Below are 24,765 nucleotides of genomic sequence, written 5' to 3'. Positions count from 1 at the left end.
TTTATAATGTCAAGAGGAGTATTTATGAATAAAAATGAAATTATTAGAGAAATCGCATATAAACAGGGGATTTCTTCAGAAGTTACAAAGGGGATCATAGATCAGTTTATCGAACTCATTGGAGATAAGATGGCACAAAGAGAAAAAATACAGATTGCTGGATTTTGAACTTTTGAGGCGCGATTTGTCAGTGAGAGAAGCAGTCGAAATCCTCAAACAGGAGAAAAAACTATCATACCGGGGCACTTTTCACCTAAATTTAAGCCAGGGAAGGCATTAAAAGAAAAAATAGAACAACAGTAATCCCATAGCGTGTTATTTATGCCGAGATATTTTGTAGGGAAGGTGGAAAATGATTTGAAATAGACAAAAGGATTTTTTACCGAGTTTCGGGAATTCATTTCTCGTGGAAGTATGATTGATTTAGCAGTCGATGTTATCATTGGAGGGGCTTTTACTGCAATCGTGACCTCTCTTGTGAATGACATCGTCATGCCTGCTATCGGCATCCTGTTTGGAGGAATCGATTTTACAAGTTTGCGCTATGTTATCACTCCGGCATCAGGAGATATGGCGGAAGCAGCCATTTATTACGGAAGATTCATCCAGAATATCATCAATTTTCTGCTGATTGCACTGGTGATTTTTACGATCATCCGGATCATCAACAAATTCTGCCGAAAGAAAGAAGAGAGCATTCCAGAACCGGCAGCTGTTGAGCCGTCTGAGGAAGCAGTTCTTTTAAGAGAAATACGCGACCTGATATCGAGAAATGAGAAATGGCATTCTATAAAATAATATTTCGACTTAAAAAACGATACTTGATCTTTTGTCACAAAAATGGTACCAGTCATTTAAGAAATCGAGGATTATTTACAAAGCAACAAGGGAGGTATACAGTTCGTCTGTTAGCTCTCATGTTGTTTTCCATATTATATCAGGTCTCATGCAATGCTTTCACTTCGTATCAAAATAAACAATTCCCTATACAGTTATTTTGATACTGGAAGAAGGTATCGTGTTTCCCTTTCATAATAGATACATGATCTTTGCATGAGGGAATTTCAAAAAGGTACTCGTATCAGCTGATGAAACCTCTCAGTAAAACAGTCAAAGATAGTATCATGCGCCTGTAACAGCTCTATTTTTTAACAGCATGTTTGAAAGAATTTTTGAAATGATTGTGAGAATGAACATCGTAGAAGCAATGAAAAGATTGCAGTAGGAGGGAAGAAAAAACGATGGCAGGTAGGAAAATGGAACTTTTGTCCATGACATGCTTAGGGGATAATGTCATGGAAAAACTGAAACAGTATGCACAGGAAGATGTAGTTTTTATCAAGGAGAATAAGAGTGCAGATGCTGTTCTGGTATATCAGTTCTGCAGAGAATTCATGGACTGGTATTATCAGTGCCTAAAAGAGCGTCAAAAAATAGGAATCCAGAATGCACTAAAGAGGAAACGGGAAGGAAATGGTGTATACGGTAGACCACGTGTACAAATTCCGGAAGATTTTGAAGTAAATATCAGGGCATGTCTGGATAGCAAGCGCCCTCTGGGAGAATATTGTATGAATATTGGAATGGCACTCTCGACATTTTATAAATATTCATATCCGATCCGAAAACAGTGGAAAGATGAGCAGAGACAACAGCAGGATATATATACTGACGAGATAGAAAATAAACAGGCTGGATGAATTGACAGCTGAGATAAAGATTATCATTTTATGAACATTGAAGTGAAGAAGGAAAGATGGGAAACGAATAGGAGGAGCAGTAGATTCTTTTATCGTTTGCCTTTCAATCATTGAATATAAGATGGCTTTAAGCCCGTACAGACACCAGGTTTTGTGCGGGTTTTTTGCATCCAGAAAAAAATTTAAACTTTTCTTATAAAATTGAAATGTGTTGGAAACCATTTTAAGGGCTTTCCTGCCTTGATCGCCTGTCAGCAAAGGCGGGCAGGACTGTCAACGGCAGCACATTTATGCACTGCTCATCTTGTGCTGATTGACTCGACTGACTTTGCTATTACGCATTATATTTGTAACCATATCCAACGATTGTCTTTATATAATCATGATTCGCTGAAAATGCTTTAATCCGTTTTCTTGTTTAAAAAACTGTATTTTTTACTGCATGATAAATACCATTTGCCGAATCATGCCAGACTACTTCATAGATTTGTTTTATCATAAATGCAACATCTAGATTTGAATATGATAAATACAGGACATCAAATTCTTTAGCGGACAAGATTATTTTATGGTTGCATAGCTTTACTTGGTGTTTCCTAATATCTATAAAAAATCGGAAGCAAGCTGTTTTATTCCCCAGTATTTCTGTACGATCAAACAATCTTTTCTGATCTGCTCTATAAGAAAGGATAATTCGTCGGATTTTTGTGGAATCCGGATTTTGGAAAACAACTGTACTTTCATTTTGAGTCCGTATATTTCTTATAATAAATTCAAAATGTGTTTCAAAAGATATTTCTTGACTATCGTCAACTGTTGATCGCGCTCCTATATGCGTGATTCCATAGAGCGTTTTCTCTTTGAGAAAAACCTTTGATATATACACAGCCGGCTCCGGCAAATCCGTGTCCATTTCAACTTTCAGATTTGCCGTTGGCAAACCTATCAGTTTTCCAATTCTCCGCCCATGGACTACAATTCCACTCGTTTCGTAAAACGGAAATACCATTTTTAATTGGCAATAAAATGAGAATATTTCGGAAACAATTCGGAAATCTAACATAAAAACTGCTGGAATTGTTCGCTAGTTTCCTTTTCCAGCAGCATGACCTTTTCTATCTGCTCTGTAATCAACGCTGTCACATCATCAACGGTATGTAATTCCTGTTTCTGCTTCTGTACGGCGTTCTGGGTATTTTAAAACATGGTGTCAATGACAGTTTCCCCCGGCTGTTCGCCGCTGTCTATCTCTTTCTTAATGTCCCGTAGGATAGACATAAACACATTCTTGATTTCTCTCAAACTTCGCTTCATGCCCACCTCCGACTGTATGCCGAAATCAGATGGAATTGTTAAATTTTTTGATATAGTTGCGACACAACTATGGTGGCAATGTTGCCAGTATGAACTGTGCATGTATGTCCCTTCGAAAATGTTATATGACGGTATCCGAATGCCTTCGTCTTAGCATATATAGCAGTAAAATATGCTCCTCTGACACATCCGATGAGCTTGACCTAGATTTCAGGACAGATGACTCTGTAAAGATGAGTGCCTCTTTGGCATAGTCCTGAAACGGTGAAGCGGCTTTGCTGCGTGATCCAGCATCGTTGCTTATAGCTATATTTCTTATTGATGAAACCACTGTATCGCTGCAAGGATTAATCTGCCCTTATCCCCAACCGGCAGATCGTTTTCCTATTTTCATGAGACAACCGGTACCATCTGCAAAATTGCTTAGTAAGACCCCCTGATGCATCTTATAGTGTTAGGATGTCATGATATTTGTTCTAGGTTGATGATATAATCGTGCTGAGGCATTGGACGGATCCAGATATCTTCCTTCTTATTATCCCATGGGTACCAGTACATTTCATAGCTGCTCAAGGCAGAGCGTGTTGCACAGGGAGACAGACCCAGTAAAGTCCGAGATGCGAACGCTTTTCCAGCATCCGAAAGGCCTCTTCTATAATCAGTCGTTGCATTGTGCTGTGCTTCAAAGTCCTGATGAAAACTCCTATTATTTAATACTGGTCTCTAAAATCCAACAGGATATCAATAAAAGACCACTATCTTTTCTCCGGAAAAGGAGATATAGATATTTTCAAATTCCTGAAAGATAAAATGAAGACGTTCTAGCAACGCTTCATAGACATTTTTATCTAGATTGATCTTTTTCATGCTTCGTTCATTCACACCTTTCTGTCAGATTATGTTAATTTTATATAGTATAAGCTCCCAATGATCAGAGAGCACAAAACTATCTTTATATAGGGTGTGATTTTCGCATTTACACATCAGCTATCTTTTATGTTCAAGATAAAAAGACTCCCACCTTATGGCAGGAGTCAATAGTAGGATAATTCATTTACAAGTATTCTCATATTTTACTGATGAAATCGCAAATACACAGTTAAAAGCTAAATGAGGGTGAACGAATAGTTAATAATAAATTAGTTACCAATTAGATCCGCATCGAGCATTCCTCATGCAGCGTACAAATTGACGTGCGCAGCGATTTTCTCTACAGTCACGACGCATTGCAAAACGAGCTACTCGCTCCGCTTCATTCAATGCATTTCTGCCATAGTCATTATAGCAACTATAGCCTCTGTTCCAGTCGAATCTGTCGAAATCATAATCGCTAAAGCCATAAAAGTCATAATCATTACATTCACATCTGTTACACATATATATTTCCTCCTTACGTGTTATTGAGATACATCTGCGCATCTCAATATATGATATGGAGGAATTAGATGCCTATTTAGGCTTATTATAATACTTATTGATAAAAGATTAAACGTTTGATAACGGTTAATTAAAAGACCACCATTAAGGTGGTCAAGTGCCGCGAAATACTGCCTAGGTATCCCTTTCTTTTCAATGAGCGGCAACGTAATCATTATATTGCTTATATGAACATTTGTAAACATATTATGAACATTTTTGTGTCATAAGCAATAAAAAATCCGGTTTTACCCGGACTTTGCCAAATGGCTATGCATTGTACGATACCTAGGCAGTAGCATATCAATGCCTATGCTATTTTATCATATTAATAATATTTTGCAATCATTTTGAAACAACAAATAAAAAGCCGGAATATACCTACCTGACTCTCTGTAGGGATATATTCCGAAAGGAGTAGAGAACAAAAAAAAGTATATTACATATCCATATGTATATAAATTCTAGATTATTAAAAAATGCGTACGTTGTTTGATAGGATGACTACGAGATCATGATGAAGCCATCACTATTCTCTAACGATCCGTACCGTCCGTCAGACCCGACAGGATATCTGCTTCCAGATTTCTCCTATGACCTATCCTGCACCTTCAGATGAACTTCGTCTCGATTTGTAAATCACAATAGATAGGCTTTTGAACTCCCACCAGTGCGGCTCCACGATAAGCAGGCCGACGCCATAATGCTGAAGATCCTTTGTATAAGGGTCAATATCTTAGGAGAAATAAGAGCTATTTCAACATGATTGCTTTTTCCGGAACTGCTTCCGGGTTCTCATATATCTTCTGCAGGTCCTTATTCCAGTCAGAACCAAGGGATGGAAGATCATCGATGACATTCTGTATCCTATGAAATGGTCGGACGAATGCTTTGAACTCTTCCGCAGCAGCTCTGCCTGCTTTATCGTTATCCGATGCAAGTATGACAGTATCGATATTCTGATTCAAGACAGGTCGGGTAAGATAATTTACGCGGAACGTCTCATTCATGACATTACAGCTGTCGCATGCGAGCACATTGAAGTCTATCTTCTCACCGGCTTGCTTCTTGGCCGTGATATAAGACAACCCATCGATATAGGCTTCTGTCAGGACAAGCTTCGTAGCCTTTGGATCCATTTCGATGAAGAATCCGGTAAACTTATTTCCTCCACCGACATCTCCCCGAAAGCCTGAATAGGTCGAACGTACGAAGGCGGAATCTACCTTTCCTTTGTAGTTCTCACATGCGAAGACGCAATTTCCTTTTGCATCCAGATAGATCTTACCGTCATCGACGAATCGCTTGATGAGGTCACGGTCGATCTTTCGCTTGTCACATAGATACTCATAGATCTTCGAGATATTCTGTTGTGAATCCGGAAGCTTGAATTCTATCTGCTCATATTTCGGTGCGATATACTGCTTCTTGTCAGGCGCAAGTCCGTTATGATATTCGATCAGGATATTCATCGCCTCTGGAAACGTCTTGCCTTCTGCCTTTCTCAAATATTCCAATGCGGATCCATTGATATGCTCGGTGTTCCAGAACATAGCGTTGTTCCTCGTATCGATGACGAGAGAACTATGCTGATCACAGCGATAATAATGTTGTCCCTGTCTTTGGAAGCTGAAGCCTGCACGATCCTGTAGGAAATCCATCACGGATATGTTCTTCTTCAGATATTCTACTTCTTCATTCGTGAATCTCTTCCTGCTGTTGTCTTTGTATTCTCCATAGAAGCTTTTGTACAATTCCTTCGGCATGACTCTGATCTTCTCATAGACATCCTCTCCGTTCGGCGTCCGATGATGCTGCGACAGCTGGATCTCTCGATCTGCATAAAAATGCAGGACGTTGTTGTCTATATTGTCGATATCCTCTTGTACGAAGTCCTCACTGATCAATAGTACATGATATTTATAAGCTCCTGCTTCCTTCGGAAGGATGACGCGATGGCTGTACTTCGTACCATTCGCCTGTTTGATCTTCTGTTTGAAGCGTGATTTTGGAATACTGATGTTGATGATTTCTTTCATGTGTCCTTACCTCCTAAAAAAATACCTGGCAACTTGCCAGGTATCATCAGTCAAAATTTAAAACGTATCCTTTATGGATTCCATTCTCGTCATCATAGACGGTACAGGATGCCGTATTTGCCTGGCCTGCGCTTACTGCTGCATTACCGGCTGCCATACATTCCTGATACGTCTGATCGAAGGTCTTGCCTTCTATGAAAGGAAACGATCTGCCCTGTGCCGTAACAGGTATATCTTTTTCTATTGGTGAATCCCCCTGCTCCTGTTGCTGTGGAGTGTCTGGTTGTGGTCCTTCTGTCTTTGGAACGCTCTCTGTCTCATTACTTTTTGGCTTTTCTATATGGATATCCAAGGTCTTCCGTGCTTCGTTCCCATGTGCGTCGCTCACTTTATAAACGATCTGGTCTTCTGTCATTTCGAACGTCGTCTTCCTGCGAAGATCGCCATCGACGATATCGATGACAGAATCTATATATTCCTCCGCCTTCAGCTCGGAACGATCAGACACAGTTATGCTGGATCTGTTCAAGCTGATCACCGGTGATTTGGTGTCCTTCACTTCCACGAGCAGCTTCATATCCTTTTCCTTCTTGCCGTTGCTGATATGGTAGACTGCCCAATAGGTGCCGGGCTTTTTCGTATCGATCTCATCACGATTCGGAAAGGTGATCACTGCTTCGGGATCATAAGAACGGATGTAGGAGGCTGGCTCGAACGGTTCTCCTGCCTCAAGTTGTACGGTCTCACGATCGAAGGACAGGTACAGTTCTTCAAAGTATTTCAGCCATTCATCCTTCGTGACATAGAGCAGAGAAACGATGATCGTGAGGACAGAGCCGATGAGAAGCATCCAGGTGATGTTCCGGAGCCACTTCCTCCTGACCTTTTCATAATGCTCATCATAGAGTCCCATCTCATTTGCTATCTTTTCCAATATCTGTTTGAGCTGTTCTTCCTTGATATCCGGATCTGTCAATCCGGATAAGTCGATACCGGATCTCCTTGCGTCTATGAGTAGCGTCAGCTGTTCGACGCTGAATCTTGGATCTGCGATATCCTTGACTTCGATATCTTCATCGATCGCCTTTTTTATGATGTACCATTGTTGGCTTGTGAAGGCAGTGTTCTGATAGCGTTGGTATCTGTCTTCCATCAGACGGCCGTATTTCCTTTCCTCGATAAGACGCTGCGATTGACAGAGATATTCATGGGGCCGGTCTGGTCCGTATTCACAGCGATGCCGGCATTTTCGAATAGCTGCAGGTTCTTCTGATCGATCTTGATGTCCTCCAGCTTTGCGCCATCGAAGGTATTCTGCGCAAGGATCGCATTCAAAAAATATGGCACCGGTGAGATTACAGCCGGTGAAATCGACTCCGGTGAGGTTACAGGCTGTAAAGTCACAGTTCTTCATGAGGGAACCGGTGAAGTCGATACCGGACAGATTCCGGTTCTTCAGGTTCATCCTGCTGTAATTGCTCTTCGTCCAGTCGATGACAGGCATCTCCTCTGTCTTGCGGCAGATCTGATTCGCCCATGCTTCATGCACGTCGAGATCGTTCAATATCTCCGTTTCCTCACGTTCCCGGATTCCTTCTGATTCCATCGCCTTTCGCGTCATCTGTATATAGGCATTCAGGTCGTGAGCGATCGGATCGAGTGTCATCTGCGCATCACTGTCGAGATGGATCGCATCACGGAGCAGTTTCAGGGAACACTCCAGCATATCGAGGAAGATATCCATTCTGATCGGATCGCCGGTCTGCTTCCTCTCTTCTTCCGATACCTGCGGCTGCAGCAGAGTATCCTCTACTTTGCAGGTCTCATATGCGATATACAACTTTGCATGATCGGCGAGGGAGAAATTCGCCATCCGGAAATCGCAGTCTCCTGCGCTCGTATCTACAAACCTGCAGCGGACGAATGAGGTATGCCTGAGATCACAGGCATTGAAATTACAGTCGATGAACGTACATGCATTCATAGATGCGATGTTTCTACAGTTCGTGAAGGTGCAGCCTTTGAAGATATTTCCCTCCAATATCCTTTGGTTATATCCGGCCGTATCCATTAGCTCCAGGTTCATGAATTCACAGTTCTCGAAATAAGAAGTGAATATCTTACAGGAGCTCTTTCCTTCCAGTTCGATGATCTGGCGCTGCGGAAAGATCAGACTGGTCTTTTGCATACTATATCCGGCTTCTCGCTGCTGTCTTTCCAAGCTTTTGTAAAAATCCATCAATGATATCTCACTATTCGTTTGTACGAATCTCTTTATCTGTTCTTCCTCCATTTTCTTCTCCTTTTCCATTACCTGGCAAGTTGCCAGGTAATATCGTGTTCATGGTCATTACACACATGGCAGATCACCATGTTGTTAGAAAACATCTCCATAATTCGATAATAGAGCCTTCATATCGATCCATCTGACAGCCGGCTTTGGTGATCTCTCTTCGTTTGGATCCATATTCTTGCCTCTATAGAACTTACATCTGTCATAAGGGATCATCCTTGCGATGAAAGGGGATTTCCTCTGTCTGTGGATGACGACTTCACCAAGATTCAATTTTTGTAGACGATCGATGCTTATGACAGGACGCGTCTCATACCAGCTTTTCGATGGCAGCCATATCTGTCTGGAACCACACATCTCACTGAACCTTTTCAGTGTATCCATTTGAGAGCCTAAGATATACACGGTATTGGAGCAGTTGTTCTGGATCGTCGTCGCTACTTTGTCTCCATAGACTTCTCCTAGCTGAGAGAGATCCTGTACGACCAGTGAGAAACGTACACCGCGGGAACGGGATGCGGTCAGCATGCTCTGGATATCCTTTAATGGAGGACAGTTACCGAATTCATCCAATATGACATTCACAGGGATGGGGAGTCTTCCTTTATTCCCTCTGGCTTCGTTGATGATCACCTCATAGAGCTGCTTTAGGAAGATCGTGACGAGTGGATAGTAGGTCTTCTTCTCATCATGCACGATCAGATAGATCACCATCTTCTTCTGTCCGAGAGCCTTCATATCGAAATCAGAATAGGAGGTCATCCGCATGATCTGTTCGTTCATCGTCAGGATATCGATCTTCGTCGCAAGGACCTTCTTGATGCTCTGCCGCGTCTGTTCCGGCGCATTACAATAATCCATCAGATACATATGACTGGTATCGTCCAGCCTTCTTGATTTTTCCAACACTGCGCCCAGGATGTTGTCGGAGCGCACCTGCAGTGCCTTCTGTTGTTCCTTCGTGAGCTTCACATCTGCATAGTTCAATCCCAGCTTGATCGCTTTGAAGTTGATGATCCCATCTGTCATATCTCCGTTCCGGACGGCTTCCTCCATCAGGAAAGCAGCCATCCCGATGATGCAGTCCCTTGCGGAATCGTTCCAGAACGGATCCTTGACATTCGGATCATAGGTGAGACTGTTTGCAAGATCCTTGAGGAATTCGATCGCCTGAGAGTAGTCAGGCTCCGGTATCCTGGCCAGCCACTCTGCTTTCTCGGCAGGTGTGAAGGTAGTCTCTTCTGCTTTCCATTTCTTCAGTGCCTCCTGATGATCCATATAGGCCTTCTTCCATGTATCCCATGCCAGTTCTAAGGGAGCCCAGGCATCGGAAGCCTTCGCATTGACGAGATTCAGCTTGATGATCTCATACCCGGCCTCTTCGAATTGCTTTGCCGTATATTCGTAGAGCTCTCCTTTGGGATCGTTGATGACGGCACATTCACCGGACATACAGACGAGCTCGATCATCTGCAGGATGACAGAGAAGGTCTTACCGGAATTCGTCGTACCGATCAGAATAGAATGATTGTCGTTTGCATCGACGAAGATCGTCTGTTTCCGGAATCTCGGCATATAGATGGGGAGGCCGGCACGCTGTGTGACAGGCTTACCATCTATCTCCCAATGTCTTACGGTATTGAGCTTGTGCCAGTCATCGATCCGGAAGAATGTCAGGAGTGCATTATAAGGAAGCTTCGGATAGTTCAGGATACGATCGGCTTTCGTCAGAAAGGATGTTTCGTTCAATACCCATCGTATATCTTCTTTGGTTGACTTTCCTTTATCTGCTTCATGAAATTGCACTCTGGTCAGACTGCGCTTCGCTTCATGGATAGAGGAGAGATGTGTAAAATTCTTCTTGTCATCGTCCAGCTTCTTCTTGGTACTTTTCGAAAACATCCCCAGAAGGATGAAGACTGCGATGAGTACCGTCAGTATATCGATGACCGCCCTTGTCTGCGGGATCTGATCCAGTAGACTGAGATCGAAGGATGGCTCCAGTCTGTCGAATACGAGCATATTGGTCAGGTTGATGGCCGCAAGGATGAAGAGTATCCTTGCGAGAGCTATTCCGAGCAGAGAGATCATGAGTTTTCGTATCATATATATTCTTTTCCCCTTTCTTCACTCCGGATCTGTTGTTCTTCATATTCTCTTATGAATCTTTCCAGATCTCTTTCTTTTTCCTGCGCGTCCTGATGTAGGATCCGCTTGGAGCCTTTTTTCAGGACTGCACTCAGTTTTTGCTTATAGATCACTTTCGATTTCTTCCTCATCCCCATACGGGCAGGGGGACCTTCTGATCGAGCGTGCAAGGATTTTTGTGGATCAGGAGGTATCTCTTTTGGATCGTCCGTAAGAAGCGGCACAGCGGTCTCATCTGTCCCATCCATGAGCGATATACGGCTATCTTGACCTACAAAGATCTTAGGCTCACCTTCGGATAACGATATGTCCTTCGCATGCATATAGCGGAAGAGGGTGTCTCTATCGATCTGCAATGTATCTGTTTCAGAGATATCTTTCCAGGCATCGAGATTTTTTGCATACCGATGGAGCGTGTAGCTTTTGTCTTGTTCGATCTCGACATGATAAAAGCCCCGTTCATCCAGGAACAGGGCTGCATCGGATGGCAGGTCGATACAAGCAGCACGATCCTGGAGCTTGATACGATATATCTGTTCATCCTGATAACGGATATTCTGTTTTGAGAACCATAGCTCATGTTCTTGTCTATGCTCCGTCTCTTTATATTTCGCATGTCCCAGGATCATATTCCCGATCCTGGTATAGAGCTTGTCCAGCTCTGTTTTTTTGAAGTGGGAGATCTTCTCGTTCGCAAGCGTGTTCTGAAGATCATCCAGCATCTCGACCTTACCGAGCCACTCTTCGTACGCCGGTCGTATCTCTTCATCCTGCAGTAAGGAGCGGATGATCAGGTTGAGCTGTCTTCTGTATGGCTTCATGTTCTTGGAGTTATAGGAGAGTCTTCCTTTCTTCGGAAGCGTCGTGTAGAAGCTATGGAGCAGCTGGTCATGGAATCTCATGTCGATCCCGGAGATCAGCGTTTTACGTAAAGCATCCTTTTCCCTGAAGACATCCTTTGGAGCTCTTTCGTATCTCTTGGTGAATTCCTGACGGAGACCTAATTCCTTCAACCAGGTGCTTTTATATTTGTCCAGGTATTTCTGCGCCAACTTACCACGCGTTCTGGTATGGACCTTTTCCATGAACACGATATGCATATGGGGATTCTTCTTATTGTTGTGATAGTTCATCCACCAGATCATGTTGTCCGGGTCGAGACCGATGCTTTTGAAATATCCGGGCAGGGATTTGGAGACGATCGCAGCATAATCGTTGACATCATACATATTGCTTTGGAAGGAGTCCTGATAGTCCTTGAGAGAGATGACAGTATCCCAACAGATATCGCCGTCTTTATGGAATGCCTTGGCTATCTTCTTCTTGAATCCCGGCATCTTGTCTTTCGTCAGCCAGCCATCGCTGGAGAAGGTACGCGTCGTATCATCCTGGCTCGTATAGCCTAAGAGTCCACCTTCATGCATACTGTGTTCCTTCTTATCGTCCGCTGCTTTTTCTCTGCCGGTATACTCGTACCAATCCAATAGTGATGCAGTAGAGATCGTACCTTTGAATCGAGAGCCTTTCGGTGGAGCTTTCCCACATTCCAGGAAGCGGAATTTGCTGATGACGTGAGCCTTACTCATGTCGGATATCTCCTACCTGGCAAGTTGCCATGTGATCAAAGACCGATATCAGCATGTGAACGCAGCACCTCCAGCTTCTGTTGCATATAAGGCTCCAGAGTCATTGCCAGATCTTCACTTGTGACAGCGTATTCAAATATATGGTTCAAGGAATTGATGAGCTCAGGATCATCATATTCGACTCTGCTTCCTTTCCAGGATCCGTGTCTGTCGTTTATATCATTCACGAATTTGATCGCATATCCACCGGCATCTCTCCAGCATACAAGATTTTGGTTATAGTCATCTATGAGGAAATCATTCTCTTTGACTCTTAGCGGAACATGGTCTGTCTTGTTTTCTCCGTAAGGGACCAGGATCACGTTGTGTGGATCCAGAGAGGGGAAGAGTTCCTGCAATACCTCTCGCTTCTCACGTTCAGCGAAGGGAGAGTCGATATAGTGAGATAGGATATAGATCTGATCAGGGGCTTCTGTCAATAATTCCTGCAGGCAGTGGACAGCGAGACGATGAGGAGGAAGGTTCCTGAAGTAGCCTTCCTCATATAGTGGCTCAAGCGTAGTCAGAGTGTTATCGAACTTGAACAGGACGCCATCCATATCGAAAAAATATCGTTGCTTCGCAAATCGTTCCTCCATATAGGCTTCCATGAGATCATTCAAGAAGTCAGCACTGAATACCTGTTGGCCTTTTTTCTGACACTGTCGTTCGATACGTTCCAACAGGGTGTGATCGAAATGAACTTCGAGGCAATCCATATAAGCTCGTCTGGTGACGTCCAGAGAATTCTCGAGCATGTCATAATTGAAGCCGTTCGGATCGGAACCACGCATCCTTCGATAACAGGAGAATCCCTTTTCCAGCAGATCACTCAATCTATCAAAAGCATCAAGGAGAAGCATAGATCAATCGACCTCCTCGCCAAGCTCTTTCGCAACTTTTTCAAAGATGCTGTCTTCAAAGATACTGTCCAGATTTTGAACGAGATTCTTGGCATCTTCAAAATCCTTTGGACGTTCCTCATCGGAGAGCCTGAAATTTTTGAGCATGGTGACAGCAGCTTCATAAGACATCATGGCATAGCGGAGGATATGATTGAGGGTCATATCTCTTTGGTGGTTTTGTTGTTTCAGAGCATCCTGAATCATCAGATTCATTCTGGTGAGATAGTCTGTCCCGGTATCTTTATCCAGCTTCAAAACATAATACTCTGCAATCGCATCTTCAACTATTGCGGTAATCGATTTAGGCGTAATATTGAATTTTTCTGCTTGCTGTTTTTCTAATTCTTGTAAAGTATCCAGCTTTTGAAATGTATCCAAGCTAAAGCGGAATGATTTTCTTTCTTTCACTTTCTTACCTCCAATTTTATAACCTGGCAAGTTGCCAGGTATCTATTTGATGAAGAAAAAGATCTTATAAAAATGTGTAGGACGATTGTAGGACAACCCTATTTTATCGTAGGACGTATGTCCTACAGTTTTTTCCAAACTCCTTTATTTATCGTGTTTTTACATGTCGGACAATCGTCCTACAAAGTCCGACAAATGTCTGACAGATGTCCTACAATAATTTTACGATTTGAAAATACGAAAATAGCTGATAAATAAAGCATTTTCCCATCTTTTTTGTTTTTAGAAAACGGTCGTTGACCGTTTGTCCCGCCGGATTTTGTCGGACAAAATCCCTTATCCTGCTTCACTAAAAACAGCGTTTTTAGTGAAGTGGCGGCTCCCGGGAGGGAGCCAGCCATCTCTGATACTCCTTCAAGTGTTTTTTACCATGATCGAAGTCTTGATACATATTGTTCTTCCTCATCTTTTTACCCTCCTTATCATCATTTCGATTCCTGTATATCACTTCTTGAATCTATGACCTGGCAACTTGCCAGGTCATAGAGAAGTGTCTTTCTCTTTTTCCCGCCGGCGTAGATCAGACCGGCGCTGCTGCCGCTGGCACTGCCATCGGCAGCTATGGAATCATGAAGAAAGTAAAAAAGCCATCTTTCCGATGACTTCATTTCAAACATATCTTTTCTGTTTTCTTTCTCGCTCTATCATACTGCGATCGTTTTGAATTCTGCGAATTTGTAGAGGAATTCACACAGATGAGAGATGCTATGCACTCTATATGTGCAACTGGTATTCTCGTCCTGTTGCCTGATCTCCAGCGCTCCGCAGTGGTCTGGATCGAGCAAATACAGACCATCAAAAATTCTTGTCACCTCTGCTTTGCTTTGCATGAGTCCTTTCGCAGTCGCCATCCATTCCCGTGCTACCTCTTCAAAGATTCCATATTCATATTCGATAAATAGCATCGTGTTACCTCCCTGCAGGATCTCTCCGGTAATGTCATCTCTATCGATCTCTTCATATGCAGGGCGTAAGATCTTTTCTATTCGATGTCTATCGATATGAGGATTATGGATCGTGATTTTTGCGGCTGTGTCATATCGGGATGAACGGACAGAGACTTTTATATCTTTTTGTGTGTATCCTGCTTCTTTCAGCGATTTTCTTATCTTCATACTCAATTCTTTATTCGTCATGCTTTTATTCCTCCTCGTGGGGTCACCACTCACTTCATGTAAGGTAGCTGCCTTACACTTTCTTCACACCGCTGAAGGCGGAGCAGTCAAGGAGCCATAAGGCAGGGTGGAGATTTTCCGCTAGGAAAATACAACCCGGTCCTTGAGTGAGGAAGCAGAAGCGGTATTCCATACCTACATGGCAACTTGCCATGTAGCCTGCCGGCAGATATGCCGGCTTTGCTTTATGCAGAGAGAACTCATAACCCGGCAGCTTACCGGGTTATATAGAATTCGATTTATCTTTCTCCTGTCGGTATGGATCACATGGGCGCTGCTGCCGCCGGCATTGCCATCGGCAGCTATGGAATAATGAAGAAAGTGAATATGTCAGGAGTCTAACTGATCATGCATACCAGCTCTCATATAATTCGCTTCCGTTATATTTATGGGCATATGCATACTCAGTCATTTTGATAGTTCCGTTTTTCGTGCTTTTCCGGTCTCCATGCAACTGGTCTTTGATGAATGTCGGCTTATGGATTGGCGCAAGCATTCCTCCGTCTGTCCTGAAGGAGACTGTCCGAGAACCCCACGCTGTATCACTTTCTTCTTTGATTTCTGGAGCGACTTCGATGAACCATGCATTATGTGCTGATATCTTCACGACTTGGAAGAAGCTAAGGTTCGTCTGTTCATATCCCCAGGAAGCAACGTATAGGTCTCCGACCTTCACACCGTCAAGATTTTCTTTTTCTGATCCTACATCCGTTGCTTTTGGCCCATCGTCTATTATTGTTCCAGAGGAACCTTCTTTCAGTTCGGCAATGACTTGTAGTGTCGTTTCTGATCTTTTCGCATACCATACTTTTTTGACCCGATGCCAGCGGAAGCCGGCATCCTTCAATGTGGTCAGGATCCTGGTATCCGGTTTCTGTGAGAATGTCAGTTCGACTCCATTCAATTCTTCGTTCATATTGATTTTGAAAGTTTCCATTTGAATTTCCTCCTATGCGGTCTTTCCGCTCTCTCGGTAAGCTCTGTTTACCTTACACTTTCTCCACACCGCAGGAGGTGGAGCAGTCAGGGAGCCGTAAGGCAGGGTGGAGATCTTCCGTCAAGAAGATACGACCCGGTCCTTGACTGAGGAGCCGGATGCGGTATTCTATAGCTACATGGCAACTTGCCATGTAGAAAGCCGGCTCATGTGCCGGCTGCTTTTTATAGAGGATCCGATCACCTGGCAACTTGCCAGGTGATTCGCTCTCTTTTGGAATCACAGTTCTACTGTGTCCATTTCAGATGTTTGATATGAACTCTCAGATTGGTTATCTTATCACTGATGATAGCGAAATCAAGGCTGGAGTATACCAATTCTGAATAGCCGTAACTGTCCGGTCGGCCTTTTAACTTTTTCGCCTCATCATCGCTCAGCCCTTCATATCCGATCATCGTTTTGTTTTTTATGTAATATGCATTTCTCTTCCTCATTTCTGCCTGCTCCTCCAGCAGACTTTCCAATTCGTCATTCAGCTTGTCGATCGTTATCGGCTCATCGCCCTTTGCTTGTCTCATCATTTCCTCATCGTTCCTATGATAGTTCATTCCGTCCTCCTTTGCGGGGTTACCACTTTCTTCTGTAAGCGCAGCTGTCATAGATCATCATGCAGTGCTATATCGTGATCGGATGCATGATATGGTAGGGATACAACGATTATGTTTCTAAAGCTGTTTGTGATCCCTATATCTCCACTTCCTGTAACAGATCGTTCAGTAGATCGACATAGCACTGTAATATGAATCTTCCGACTTCCATATCATGATCACGCTGTCTTTTTCTTTCCTCACAAACTGTCATTTTATATTCCTTGAAATCAAGGACATAAGTATCATCTTCATGTTCTAAGTAAGCAACTATAGAATCTTTTTTATCTAAATGATTATTGTTCATGGTATAGATGGTATAAACTAGGCAAAATGATGATTCACCATAAAGACGGGTGTTGACGATCCACATATCATAAGTACATACCATTTTTTTAAAATAAAGATCACACCGATTCATTAAAGAGTATACAAGATAAAGTAGATCACGTTCCTTACGTGTTTTTAAATAATCGTCTAACTGATTCTTTGAATAACCAGACCATAAGAATCCTTGTTTCATCGTTTCTGAACAGAAACCTTGTTTTAGCTCTTCGATCGAGATCACTTCTTGCTTTTCCATTTACATTTCCTCCTATGCGGTCCTTCCGCTCTCTTGGTAAGCTCTGTCTACCATACACTTTCTTCGCACCGCTGGAGGTGGAACAGTCAGGGAGCCGTAAGGCAGGGTGGAGATCTTCCGTCAGGAAGATACGACCCGATCCTTGACTGAGGAGCCGCAAGCGGTATTCCATAGCTACATGGCAACTTGCCATGTAGAAAGCCAGCCCGCATGCAGGCTGCTTGACGGCTTCAGGCGGATTCTAAAAGATACCTGGCAATCTGCCATGTTATAGAAGATATCCTCAGTGTGCTCTATATCGCATAAGAAAAGCAGAAGCTCGTGCCTCTGCTTTTATCGCTTGTATGCTATGCCTTTTTCAATATCTCTAAGACGTTTGCTCGCAGTTCTTCTTCTACCTTGAGGATATCCATCGCCTCTGTAGCTGTCATATCTGGGAATCTCTCTAACATGGCCTGGACATGCATGATCGTGCTTGTTAGCTTTTCTTCAGCACGTCCTTCGATTCTACCTTCTTCTTTGATACCTTGGCTCAGGTTACACATGATCTCGACCTCCTCTTCGATTTCCTTCGTCATGTTTATGCGGTAATCATTCTTTAATTTCTTCTTTTTCTCTTCTGCCGATAGCTTGGCTATGAACAACAGGTTCAACAATTCCAGGAATCCATGCTCATCATCGTCATAGTCATATTCTTTGGCAGGGTAGACCATGATGGCTTCCAATAGATCATAATCTTCCTTCGGTGCTCTATACTCGTTCATCATGCTGCTTTCCTGCATGCTGTATCGGTTGATCACGTTGTCCATGTCCTTTGGATGATGGAAACACAACCATATCGAGTATACTTTTTTCATATCTCCGAAATTAGAATGCTGGAATCCATCCGCTGCGTTCTTTTGTTTTCCTAAGATCCTGCTGCAGTAATAGATCGCTCTGCTCAATAACGGATATGACAGACGCGCTGTTTCATTCTGTGCCTCGAGATTTATGATGACACCGATCTCTTCTTTCTTCGTGTTTCCTGTATTTGGCAGTGTTGCCTCAAACAGGATGTCATACCGTATGACTGCAGAGGGGATAGACGCGTCTTCTACATTCTTTCCAACGATCCGATCATCCATCACTTCATCGATCCGTGGCTGTTTTTCTATGAAGCTTGGTATCTCATCTAAGGGGATATTTTGAAATTCTTTGATACAGTTCTTCAAGATATATGCTAATATCGACTTATTGCTCAACATATTCTTACAATAACTGTCGTATGCCTGCTGTTTGTTCTTTTCGTTTTGATCCAGCGTATTGGCAAGTGCTGTCTGCTCTTCCATTTCTTTACTCCTCTCTTTATTGTATACCATCTAAGAAAATTATACATTCGTAAGGCGTTTTCCGCAACCCTTTCAAAAGCACTCCTTCCTTTTTGATAACTACCTTACACTTTCTTCACACCGCACAAGGTGGAACAGTCAAGGAGCCATAGGCAGGGTGGAGATCTTCCGTCAGGAAGATACGACCCGCTCCTTGATTGAGTAACCATGTGCGGTATTCCATACCTACATGGCAACTTGCCATGTAGTCGTGTAACAGAAAGAGTGATCTTCCTGCTTGGAGTATCACCCTACAATATGGTGACCTAAACATATCAGGGAAGCTGCTGATAACATCATCATCGGCAGCTATCGATCAGCAAGGATCCTGATATCCGGTTTCTGTGAGTATGACAGCTCTACTCTATTCGCTCTTTCGGTCGTGTTGATTTTGGTAGTTTACATTTCTCTGCCTCCACATACTCCTGTAGATCATTTTCACAAGGCAGATATAGCTTTCCGTTTTCCATACAGCGGAACAGGTCACACTCCTTTTCCGGTGACACAGCATAGAAGTCCTCAGGAGAATAAGGATACTTGCTCTCATAACCATTGCCTGACTTACAAAAGCCGAGTTCTTTATCTCTCCGCTGCCTGCGTGAAATAACAAAGAAATCATCTTCTTCTCTGGTGAACTGCCTTTCCGGAATAAAATGATGACCGCCATATTCAAAAATCTCCTTATTCATCGTCACACCTCCAAGATTTGTTATGTTTGACATCTTGAACTATCACCTGTAGATGATATCCTTATATCCTTCTTTTTGATAGCTTTGCTTCTCTGTCACTGAATATCACTTCGATGTTCAATAGCTCATCATGCAATGCAAAGCAATAGTTGGCCGTGTGTCGTAGATATGCAAATTCAACGAGCATGCTTGCGTTGTATTTCCTACAGATATCTGCGTAATGATCATCTAACTCATAGAATGAGTATCCGGCTTCTCTCTTCATCTGTATCCTTGTTATACCGTACTGCACTTTATCGCAAAGGATCGCATATAGATCTCCGGCTTCATCGTTCAGAAACTCACGTAATGCCAAGGTCTGTAATCTCTTAGTCTGCATATTTGTCGTCTTACCTCGCTGGATGAGATCCTGTAAGAAATAATAGATATCTTCAGCATCGTTCAAAGGAACTGCCGAACAGATGTAGGATTCTTCACCTATTGAGAAGTGAGTCTTTTGTTGAAAATCTTCATCACTCACGATCAATCCTTCCGCAAGATATCTTGTATCTTGACCAAGCTGCTGATGATACGTCATGTAATATAATTTTTTCATTTTCCATCTCCTGTGGGGCTGCCACTTACCTTACACTTTCTTTACACCGCACGAGGTGGAGCAGTCAAGGAGCCGAAGGCAGGGTGGAGATCTTCCGTCAGGAAGATACGACCCGCTCCTTGACTGAGGAATCATGTGCGGTATTCCATACCTACATGGCAACTTGCCATGTAGTTGGCCGGCACCTGAGCCGGCAGAGCTATCCGGCATCTTTTTACTTGATCAACTGCTCGCCAGTATATAAAATACCCTAGAGGAGAGCTCCTCTAGGATATCATATCTTTGACCCTGGTCATGATTTCTCGAAAGACCTGGCTGTCTCTTTTCAGATGTCCTTTTACGTCTATGACCCTCGCGGTATTTATCCATTTGGAATCGTTTATGAATAAGACAGAACGTTTCTTCATCCTACCGACCTTTTCCAGGCGCATCAGATGTTTTTTGCCGTTTAGGGTATCCTTACTATAGGCTTGCGCATAAGCCCGTTCATTACCACTCATCGGCACGACATACGCTTTATTTTTACATAGGCTCAAAATGAGTCCGAAATGCTGGAAGCCTATCTCTTCGATGAATGCATTTCCGAAATCGATATAACAGATATCTCCTACACGGATATCGACACCTTTTTCCGTACAACTATGGTCATTGTGATGATTGTGATGGTTGAGCATTGATATATAGAGTGCTCGGAGATCATCACAGGCTTCAAGTTCTTTCTGCTGTAGTGTCAGTATATCGTCCATCAACTTTTTTCTATCTTCATTTATGGAGATCATATCCTATCTCTCACTTTCTTCAAGATGAAATCCTTGAATTCTTTTTCCGTTCCTACGAACAGCATCCATGACTCCGTATCACGGAAACGGTAACGGATATCACTTGTCCCTATGATCAGGACATAATCGACGACGCTATCTCCCTCAGGCGATAGTAAGAAGCCTGAGCCCTCTGTAGATTCGACCCAGTTCCAACCTTGTGAAAGGGTCTCGATATTCCTGATGTGGGATACCGTGCTGTTTCTGATTATAATGTTGTTGCTTCCGATGATCGTGTTCACTATATTTTTCATATTCTTCTCCTTGCGGGGTCACCGCTTACGATCGTAAGGATGGATACCTTACACTTTCTTCATACCGCTGGAGGTGGAGCAGTCAGGGAGCCGCAAGGCAGGGTGGAGATTTTCCGTTAGGAAAATACGACCCGCTCCTTGACTGAGGAGCCGGATGCGGTATTCCATAGCTACATGGCAAGTTGCCATGTAGAGGCGCAGCCAAAAGGGAAGCGCTGATATTGCAGGATCTGGAGCTATCTCATGGCATCGAGTTTTTTCGTCATTCTCCCTTAGTCGTGATGAGTCATCATACTTATTTTTTATCTTCCAGATGCTTGGTATTCAACCATTGTATCATTTCAATATACATGAGCCGCAGGTTTTTATATAATGTGATTTCCTTCTTGTACCGTTTGATACGCAATAATAAATAGATGATATACAGTATCTGTATCAGAATGAATAATTTCATATTATCTATATCCTTTCTCTCGACTATCTGGTACATGAGAAAACTACCTGGCAAGTTGCCAGGTAGTATAGGCTAATACCTCGTGATGTGATCTGCTATGAATTCATAGGACAGATGTACCTCACCGGATGCATCCTCACTCTCATGGGAGATGATCTGTCCTTTTGCCATCACGCTATCGCCAACCTCCAGAGGGCGGTTATCGAATACGTGCTCATAGGATATCGATATTTCATAGGACGCACCGTCACTGGAAGAGATATGCATATTGAGAAAGCTTCGCTGGGTTGCCGATATCCTTGTCCTGATATCCTTTATCCTTCCACTTATCATAAACAGTTTCATTTCGTGATCCCTCCTAAGTTTTCGATATTCCCACAGATATCGATAACGATATCTTTCGATGTATTTCTCAAATCTCTAAGCTTGGATATTTGTTTTTCAAATATGCTAAGGTCATCGACATGATATAAGATAGGGACTCTAAGGTGAAGCTCATGAAGCTCTAATAGATCACGATGACCTACCTTGATGATCTGATAATAATCGATTTTCAAAATATTTTTAATATAGTTATAGTTTTCAAAACGATCAGTAAGATCTAAGAAAAGATATAGATCCATCAAATTCATATGTTCACGGTAAGACCTTATATCATCGGAAGACATGGATCGTAATATATAGTCGATGATCGATCTTTCATAATCTTCTGTCCGATGACCATTGCAGGAAAAATATGCGATCCCCAGTTTTCTTGCAGCTTTCTCGTTTTCTTTAGAATATCGCATACTACATTCGATACATTCATGCAGTTCATCGTCCGTGATATGTTTGGTCCATGCATGTCCGTTCGTGCGTTCCTGCATTCTTATCAAATCAAAAAATACCTGTGTATCAGATGTATCTATTCCCAAAACTACGATGATATCCCCTGGAAATTCCTTAGCCACTTCCTGTACGGTCATTTCCATTCCTTCAATGATCAGGGTGATATCCGGATTGTTATGACGAAAAGATTTGATATAGCTTTTTATAAACTCTAAAAAAGCTGTGGAATATGTATCCTTCACCTCGGTCTTATTATCCTTTGCATATATATCCTGTATCCCACATGCATAAAACGCATGTCTTACTTCATCCATTGCTAAGATACTAAAAGCACCATATGACAATAATTTTTTAGCAATTGTACTCTTACCAGTCCTTGGCTGTCCTAATATGAATATGTTTTTTATTTTTTTGTTATGTATTCCTTTCAATACGATACTCTCATTCATGCTTGCCTCCCGTAAATGTATTTTTATCTATTATCTTCTTTTATTGCTTTTCCTTGCAGGGTCACCGCTTACGATCGTAAGGATATGTACCTTACACTTTCTTCACACCGCTGGAGGTGGAGCAGTCAAGGAGCCGTAAGGCAGGGTGGAGATTTTCCAAAGGAAAATACGACCCGGTCCTTGACTGAGGAACCGTAAGCGGTATTCCATAGCTACATGGCAACTTGCCATGTAGAGGCGCAGCCATAGTTAATATACTGATTCAAATGCCGGATATCAAAATGAGATAGAAAAATCGAGAGAGGTGTCTCTCCCGATTTCTTTGTTTAGACTAGGTCATCCAATGACAATCCATCATATGTATTTTCTTCCGCTTCTGCTTGAATAGGTGTATCTTTCTGTAAAGCATCATATTCATCCAGTAATGCTTTTACTTTCGGGTCTCTCTGATATTTTTTCAGTTTCTCCATATACTGTATCTCCTTGACTTTGAGTTCCACCTTTTTAAGGATGACATCTGCACTGATTTCCGCTTTCTTCTTTTTCAAATATCCCTCGATATCCATCTTCATGAGATAGGTACTGATTTCGAATGGCATGGAAATCGCCTCAAAATTCGTGAGTTTCCGAGAGATAGAAACAGTAATGAATCCGTGTTCCTTACTATCGATGACCAAAAGGTCAAATTCATTTAGGGCTTTTTCGGATGCTACATAGGCATCCTCATTATTCAAAACTACTAATTGTGACTGTACTTCATAATAATGCATATCTTTCCTCCTGTGCGGTTCTGCCGCTATCGACTGTAAGTGTAGCTACCTTACACTTTCTTCACACCGCTATAGGTGGAGCAGTCAAGGAGCTGCAGGCAGGGTGGAGATCTTCCGTCAGGAAGATACGACCCGGTCCTTGACGGAGGAGCCGGAAGCGGTATTCCATAGCTGCCTGGCAACTTGCCATGTAGAAAGCCGTCACATGTGCCGCTGCACTTTTTATAGAAGATCGCTCACATGGCAACTTGCCATGTAGGGGCGCAGCCGGAGAGGAAAGAGAAAAAGCTGCCATTCCAGCAGCCTGTCTTCGTATGTCGTACCTCGTGTGTATCCGGCCATACCTCTTCGTTACATCGCGTCCGTTCTTATGTATACAGTTGAAGTGATATCCCCATCAAGCCTGATATCTACCATCGGGGATGTCAGAAGCCACAGCGTCCGCCTGGGGATCGTTTCCCATCATACTGTAATATTCTGTAAGTACCTTTTCAAATTCTAAGATTGTCGCTTCCATGTCCTGTGAGACCTTCTTATGTTCGACGCCGGCTCTCCTGCACAGCTCTTCGGCTATCATGAGGCCGATCCCCCAGGTCGTATCCACGCCGTCCATTTCTTCATAGAGTTCGACAGCTAATAATGGCGTTCTCGTCTTTACGTGCTCATGCAGTGCTGCCCGGAACATATCGAGGAATATCGGTAACAGGATGACCATGCCCTCTCTTCCTGCGATCATGTCCTCTTTATACTGCCCTGTGAGCTCCTGCTCATCCTCCAGCCGCTCGATGCTCTTGTCCAGATACGATAGAAAATCACTGCTTGCGGCTTCGAATGACTTCTCGATCTCATCTTCTTTCAATACGATATCAGCTTCCATTCTTTCTCCTTTCGCGGGGTCACCGCTCATCCTTCCTGTTTCTTCCGCTTGATCTCTTTATGATAGAGCTTCTTCAGTTTATAGAAGGTCGATCTCCCTATGTTGAGCTGCGCTGCCGCATCCACTGCCGTGATCGCATGTTGGGATTGCAGGACAGCCAGCTTCAGAAACTTATCACTGCAGGGGATCCCAGGACGCCCTATGCGGACGCCGTTCTTTTGTGCCTCTTTTATCCCCTTCATCATTTTTTTCTTATGATCGGCCTCATGTCGGATGATCGCTTCACACTCTTTCATCAACTGCCAAAACGGTTCCAGCATTTCTTTTTCTACTCCCATATCAGCGAGCTGTGTGCAATTATCCCTGGCCTTCTCCAATGCCTTCGATAATCCTTCCGTTTTCACTCATACCACC

At 43.0% G+C, this 24,765-nt stretch carries 29 protein-coding genes and 3 pseudogenes; 5 read left to right on the top strand and 27 right to left on the bottom strand.

What is annotated here, in order from left to right:
• The first annotated feature begins 24 nt into the window (after nt 1-24).
• The 4 genes and pseudogenes from G4D54_12835 to G4D54_12820 all read left to right on the top strand — a co-directional run bounded on the left by G4D54_12835 (nt 25) and on the right by G4D54_12820 (nt 1,700).
• Nucleotides 25-168, top strand: coding sequence for a hypothetical protein (locus G4D54_12835; GenBank protein ID QJA03269.1), 144 nt, complete (start codon nt 25-27; stop codon nt 166-168).
• A gap of 3 nt (nt 169-171) precedes the next feature.
• Nucleotides 172-303: pseudogene (locus G4D54_12830) on the top strand (DNA-binding protein).
• A gap of 111 nt (nt 304-414) precedes the next feature.
• Nucleotides 415-798, top strand: a complete 384-nt coding sequence (gene mscL / locus G4D54_12825; GenBank protein QJA03268.1) for a large conductance mechanosensitive channel protein MscL — start codon at nt 415-417, stop codon at nt 796-798.
• Nucleotides 799-1,241: 443 nt separating this feature from the next.
• On the top strand, nt 1,242-1,700 hold the full coding sequence (locus G4D54_12820; protein ID QJA03267.1) for a hypothetical protein: 459 nt from the start codon (nt 1,242-1,244) through the stop codon (nt 1,698-1,700).
• Nucleotides 1,701-2,118: 418 nt separating this feature from the next.
• Here G4D54_12820 and G4D54_12815 read toward each other — a convergent pair whose 3' ends face one another.
• From G4D54_12815 to G4D54_12755, 13 genes and pseudogenes are all read right to left on the bottom strand, one after another.
• Nucleotides 2,119-2,763 (bottom strand): hypothetical protein, encoded by a 645-nt coding sequence (locus G4D54_12815; GenBank protein ID QJA03266.1) that lies wholly within the window; start codon nt 2,761-2,763, stop codon nt 2,119-2,121.
• Nucleotides 2,764-3,039: 276 nt separating this feature from the next.
• Nucleotides 3,040-3,881, bottom strand: a pseudogene (locus G4D54_12810) (DUF3440 domain-containing protein).
• A 276-nt stretch (nt 3,882-4,157) separates the two neighbouring features.
• A complete protein-coding gene (locus tag G4D54_12805) occupies nt 4,158-4,391 on the bottom strand; it encodes a hypothetical protein (protein QJA03265.1) in 234 nt (77 codons plus the stop codon).
• Nucleotides 4,392-5,182: 791 nt separating this feature from the next.
• On the bottom strand, nt 5,183-6,469 hold the full coding sequence (locus G4D54_12800) for a DUF3991 domain-containing protein (protein ID QJA03264.1): 1,287 nt from the start codon (nt 6,467-6,469) through the stop codon (nt 5,183-5,185).
• A gap of 46 nt (nt 6,470-6,515) precedes the next feature.
• Nucleotides 6,516-7,622 carry a hypothetical protein gene (locus G4D54_12795; protein QJA03263.1) on the bottom strand — a complete coding sequence of 369 codons (1,107 nt, stop codon included), beginning with the start codon at nt 7,620-7,622 and terminating at the stop codon, nt 6,516-6,518.
• Nucleotides 7,622-8,762, bottom strand: a pseudogene (locus tag G4D54_12790) (pentapeptide repeat-containing protein). Before G4D54_12790 ends, G4D54_12795 begins: the two are co-directional and overlap by 1 nt.
• An 84-nt stretch (nt 8,763-8,846) precedes the next feature.
• Nucleotides 8,847-10,868 (bottom strand): type IV secretory system conjugative DNA transfer family protein, encoded by a 2,022-nt coding sequence (locus G4D54_12785; GenBank protein ID QJA03262.1) that lies wholly within the window; start codon nt 10,866-10,868, stop codon nt 8,847-8,849.
• Nucleotides 10,865-12,496 carry a hypothetical protein gene (locus tag G4D54_12780; GenBank protein QJA03261.1) on the bottom strand — a complete coding sequence of 544 codons (1,632 nt, stop codon included), beginning with the start codon at nt 12,494-12,496 and terminating at the stop codon, nt 10,865-10,867. Before G4D54_12780 ends, G4D54_12785 begins: the two co-directional genes overlap by 4 nt.
• 35 nt (nt 12,497-12,531) lie before the next feature.
• Nucleotides 12,532-13,398 carry a hypothetical protein gene (locus tag G4D54_12775; protein ID QJA03260.1) on the bottom strand — a complete coding sequence of 289 codons (867 nt, stop codon included), beginning with the start codon at nt 13,396-13,398 and terminating at the stop codon, nt 12,532-12,534.
• 3 nt (nt 13,399-13,401) lie between these two features.
• Nucleotides 13,402-13,848: a hypothetical protein gene (locus tag G4D54_12770; protein QJA03259.1), complete on the bottom strand. Its 447-nt coding sequence runs from the start codon at nt 13,846-13,848 to the stop codon at nt 13,402-13,404.
• Between the two features lie 179 nt (nt 13,849-14,027).
• Complete coding sequence (locus G4D54_12765) at nt 14,028-14,249, bottom strand: hypothetical protein (GenBank protein QJA03258.1); 222 nt, start codon at nt 14,247-14,249, stop codon at nt 14,028-14,030.
• An 84-nt stretch (nt 14,250-14,333) separates the two neighbouring features.
• Nucleotides 14,334-14,525: a hypothetical protein gene (locus G4D54_12760; protein ID QJA03257.1), complete on the bottom strand. Its 192-nt coding sequence runs from the start codon at nt 14,523-14,525 to the stop codon at nt 14,334-14,336.
• A gap of 27 nt (nt 14,526-14,552) precedes the next feature.
• Nucleotides 14,553-15,044, bottom strand: a complete 492-nt coding sequence (locus G4D54_12755) for a hypothetical protein (GenBank protein ID QJA03256.1) — start codon at nt 15,042-15,044, stop codon at nt 14,553-14,555.
• 142 nt (nt 15,045-15,186) lie between these two features.
• Here G4D54_12755 and G4D54_12750 point away from each other — a divergent pair, with 142 nt between their 5' ends.
• The gene (locus G4D54_12750) at nt 15,187-15,396 is read left to right on the top strand and encodes a hypothetical protein (GenBank protein QJA03255.1); all 210 of its coding nucleotides are present in this window, start codon (nt 15,187-15,189) and stop codon (nt 15,394-15,396) included.
• Between the two features lie 33 nt (nt 15,397-15,429).
• Here G4D54_12750 and G4D54_12745 read toward each other — a convergent pair whose 3' ends face one another.
• From G4D54_12745 to G4D54_12680, 14 genes are all read right to left on the bottom strand, one after another.
• Entirely contained in the window at nt 15,430-16,020 is a 591-nt protein-coding gene (locus G4D54_12745) for a hypothetical protein (protein QJA03254.1), read from the bottom strand.
• A 287-nt stretch (nt 16,021-16,307) separates the two neighbouring features.
• On the bottom strand, nt 16,308-16,628 hold the full coding sequence (locus tag G4D54_12740; protein ID QJA03253.1) for a hypothetical protein: 321 nt from the start codon (nt 16,626-16,628) through the stop codon (nt 16,308-16,310).
• A gap of 136 nt (nt 16,629-16,764) precedes the next feature.
• Nucleotides 16,765-17,250, bottom strand: coding sequence for a hypothetical protein (locus G4D54_12735; protein ID QJA03252.1), 486 nt, complete (start codon nt 17,248-17,250; stop codon nt 16,765-16,767).
• Nucleotides 17,251-17,597: 347 nt separating this feature from the next.
• Entirely contained in the window at nt 17,598-18,578 is a 981-nt protein-coding gene (locus tag G4D54_12730) for a hypothetical protein (GenBank protein ID QJA03251.1), read from the bottom strand.
• 398 nt (nt 18,579-18,976) lie between these two features.
• Nucleotides 18,977-19,306 (bottom strand): hypothetical protein, encoded by a 330-nt coding sequence (locus tag G4D54_12725; GenBank protein ID QJA03250.1) that lies wholly within the window; start codon nt 19,304-19,306, stop codon nt 18,977-18,979.
• Nucleotides 19,307-19,367: 61 nt separating this feature from the next.
• Complete coding sequence (locus G4D54_12720) at nt 19,368-19,901, bottom strand: hypothetical protein (protein ID QJA03249.1); 534 nt, start codon at nt 19,899-19,901, stop codon at nt 19,368-19,370.
• A 266-nt stretch (nt 19,902-20,167) separates the two neighbouring features.
• Complete coding sequence (locus G4D54_12715; protein QJA03248.1) at nt 20,168-20,680, bottom strand: hypothetical protein; 513 nt, start codon at nt 20,678-20,680, stop codon at nt 20,168-20,170.
• Nucleotides 20,677-20,973 (bottom strand): hypothetical protein, encoded by a 297-nt coding sequence (locus G4D54_12710; GenBank protein ID QJA03247.1) that lies wholly within the window; start codon nt 20,971-20,973, stop codon nt 20,677-20,679. The genes G4D54_12715 and G4D54_12710 overlap by 4 nt, the downstream gene beginning before the upstream one ends.
• A gap of 295 nt (nt 20,974-21,268) precedes the next feature.
• Nucleotides 21,269-21,427 carry a hypothetical protein gene (locus G4D54_12705; GenBank protein QJA03246.1) on the bottom strand — a complete coding sequence of 53 codons (159 nt, stop codon included), beginning with the start codon at nt 21,425-21,427 and terminating at the stop codon, nt 21,269-21,271.
• Between the two features lie 72 nt (nt 21,428-21,499).
• Nucleotides 21,500-21,772: a single-stranded DNA-binding protein gene (locus tag G4D54_12700; protein ID QJA03245.1), complete on the bottom strand. Its 273-nt coding sequence runs from the start codon at nt 21,770-21,772 to the stop codon at nt 21,500-21,502.
• Nucleotides 21,769-22,704, bottom strand: a complete 936-nt coding sequence (locus G4D54_12695; GenBank protein ID QJA03244.1) for a hypothetical protein — start codon at nt 22,702-22,704, stop codon at nt 21,769-21,771. Before G4D54_12695 ends, G4D54_12700 begins: the two co-directional genes overlap by 4 nt.
• A gap of 326 nt (nt 22,705-23,030) precedes the next feature.
• The gene (locus G4D54_12690) at nt 23,031-23,474 is read right to left on the bottom strand and encodes a hypothetical protein (protein ID QJA03243.1); all 444 of its coding nucleotides are present in this window, start codon (nt 23,472-23,474) and stop codon (nt 23,031-23,033) included.
• 397 nt (nt 23,475-23,871) lie between these two features.
• Nucleotides 23,872-24,351: a hypothetical protein gene (locus G4D54_12685; GenBank protein QJA05199.1), complete on the bottom strand. Its 480-nt coding sequence runs from the start codon at nt 24,349-24,351 to the stop codon at nt 23,872-23,874.
• A gap of 26 nt (nt 24,352-24,377) precedes the next feature.
• Nucleotides 24,378-24,755 (bottom strand): recombinase family protein, encoded by a 378-nt coding sequence (locus G4D54_12680; protein QJA03242.1) that lies wholly within the window; start codon nt 24,753-24,755, stop codon nt 24,378-24,380.
• Nucleotides 24,756-24,765 lie beyond the last annotated feature (10 nt).

Origin of the sequence: [Clostridium] innocuum, from assembly GCA_012317185.1 — a bacterium.
In the GTDB taxonomy this organism is placed as follows: domain Bacteria; phylum Bacillota_I; class Bacilli_A; order Erysipelotrichales; family Erysipelotrichaceae; genus Clostridium_AQ; species Clostridium_AQ innocuum.
Note: the sequence above shows the minus strand (reverse complement) of the source record. Positions and strands in the feature narration are given on the sequence as shown.

Excerpts from the sequence above, each read along its gene's own strand:
- G4D54_12835 (QJA03269.1), top strand. The coding sequence starts at position 25 with ATGAATAAAAATGAAATTATTAGAGAAATCGCATATAAACAGGGGATT.
- mscL (QJA03268.1), top strand. The coding sequence starts at position 415 with ATGATTGATTTAGCAGTCGATGTTATCATTGGAGGGGCTTTTACTGCA.
- G4D54_12820 (QJA03267.1), top strand. The coding sequence starts at position 1,242 with ATGGCAGGTAGGAAAATGGAACTTTTGTCCATGACATGCTTAGGGGAT.
- G4D54_12815 (QJA03266.1), bottom strand. The coding sequence starts at position 2,763 with ATGTTAGATTTCCGAATTGTTTCCGAAATATTCTCATTTTATTGCCAA.
- G4D54_12805 (QJA03265.1), bottom strand. The coding sequence starts at position 4,391 with ATGTGTAACAGATGTGAATGTAATGATTATGACTTTTATGGCTTTAGC.
- G4D54_12800 (QJA03264.1), bottom strand. The coding sequence starts at position 6,469 with ATGAAAGAAATCATCAACATCAGTATTCCAAAATCACGCTTCAAACAG.
- G4D54_12795 (QJA03263.1), bottom strand. The coding sequence starts at position 7,622 with ATGGAAGACAGATACCAACGCTATCAGAACACTGCCTTCACAAGCCAA.
- G4D54_12785 (QJA03262.1), bottom strand. The coding sequence starts at position 10,868 with ATGATACGAAAACTCATGATCTCTCTGCTCGGAATAGCTCTCGCAAGG.
- G4D54_12780 (QJA03261.1), bottom strand. The coding sequence starts at position 12,496 with ATGAGTAAGGCTCACGTCATCAGCAAATTCCGCTTCCTGGAATGTGGG.
- G4D54_12775 (QJA03260.1), bottom strand. The coding sequence starts at position 13,398 with ATGCTTCTCCTTGATGCTTTTGATAGATTGAGTGATCTGCTGGAAAAG.
- G4D54_12765 (QJA03258.1), bottom strand. The coding sequence starts at position 14,249 with ATGGCTGGCTCCCTCCCGGGAGCCGCCACTTCACTAAAAACGCTGTTT.
- G4D54_12760 (QJA03257.1), bottom strand. The coding sequence starts at position 14,525 with ATGTTTGAAATGAAGTCATCGGAAAGATGGCTTTTTTACTTTCTTCAT.
- G4D54_12755 (QJA03256.1), bottom strand. The coding sequence starts at position 15,044 with ATGACGAATAAAGAATTGAGTATGAAGATAAGAAAATCGCTGAAAGAA.
- G4D54_12745 (QJA03254.1), bottom strand. The coding sequence starts at position 16,020 with ATGGAAACTTTCAAAATCAATATGAACGAAGAATTGAATGGAGTCGAA.
- G4D54_12740 (QJA03253.1), bottom strand. The coding sequence starts at position 16,628 with ATGAACTATCATAGGAACGATGAGGAAATGATGAGACAAGCAAAGGGC.
- G4D54_12735 (QJA03252.1), bottom strand. The coding sequence starts at position 17,250 with ATGGAAAAGCAAGAAGTGATCTCGATCGAAGAGCTAAAACAAGGTTTC.
- G4D54_12730 (QJA03251.1), bottom strand. The coding sequence starts at position 18,578 with ATGGAAGAGCAGACAGCACTTGCCAATACGCTGGATCAAAACGAAAAG.
- G4D54_12725 (QJA03250.1), bottom strand. The coding sequence starts at position 19,306 with ATGAATAAGGAGATTTTTGAATATGGCGGTCATCATTTTATTCCGGAA.
- G4D54_12720 (QJA03249.1), bottom strand. The coding sequence starts at position 19,901 with ATGAAAAAATTATATTACATGACGTATCATCAGCAGCTTGGTCAAGAT.
- G4D54_12715 (QJA03248.1), bottom strand. The coding sequence starts at position 20,680 with ATGATCTCCATAAATGAAGATAGAAAAAAGTTGATGGACGATATACTG.
- G4D54_12710 (QJA03247.1), bottom strand. The coding sequence starts at position 20,973 with ATGAAAAATATAGTGAACACGATCATCGGAAGCAACAACATTATAATC.
- G4D54_12705 (QJA03246.1), bottom strand. The coding sequence starts at position 21,427 with ATGAAATTATTCATTCTGATACAGATACTGTATATCATCTATTTATTA.
- G4D54_12700 (QJA03245.1), bottom strand. The coding sequence starts at position 21,772 with ATGAAACTGTTTATGATAAGTGGAAGGATAAAGGATATCAGGACAAGG.
- G4D54_12695 (QJA03244.1), bottom strand. The coding sequence starts at position 22,704 with ATGAATGAGAGTATCGTATTGAAAGGAATACATAACAAAAAAATAAAA.
- G4D54_12690 (QJA03243.1), bottom strand. The coding sequence starts at position 23,474 with ATGCATTATTATGAAGTACAGTCACAATTAGTAGTTTTGAATAATGAG.
- G4D54_12685 (QJA05199.1), bottom strand. The coding sequence starts at position 24,351 with ATGGAAGCTGATATCGTATTGAAAGAAGATGAGATCGAGAAGTCATTC.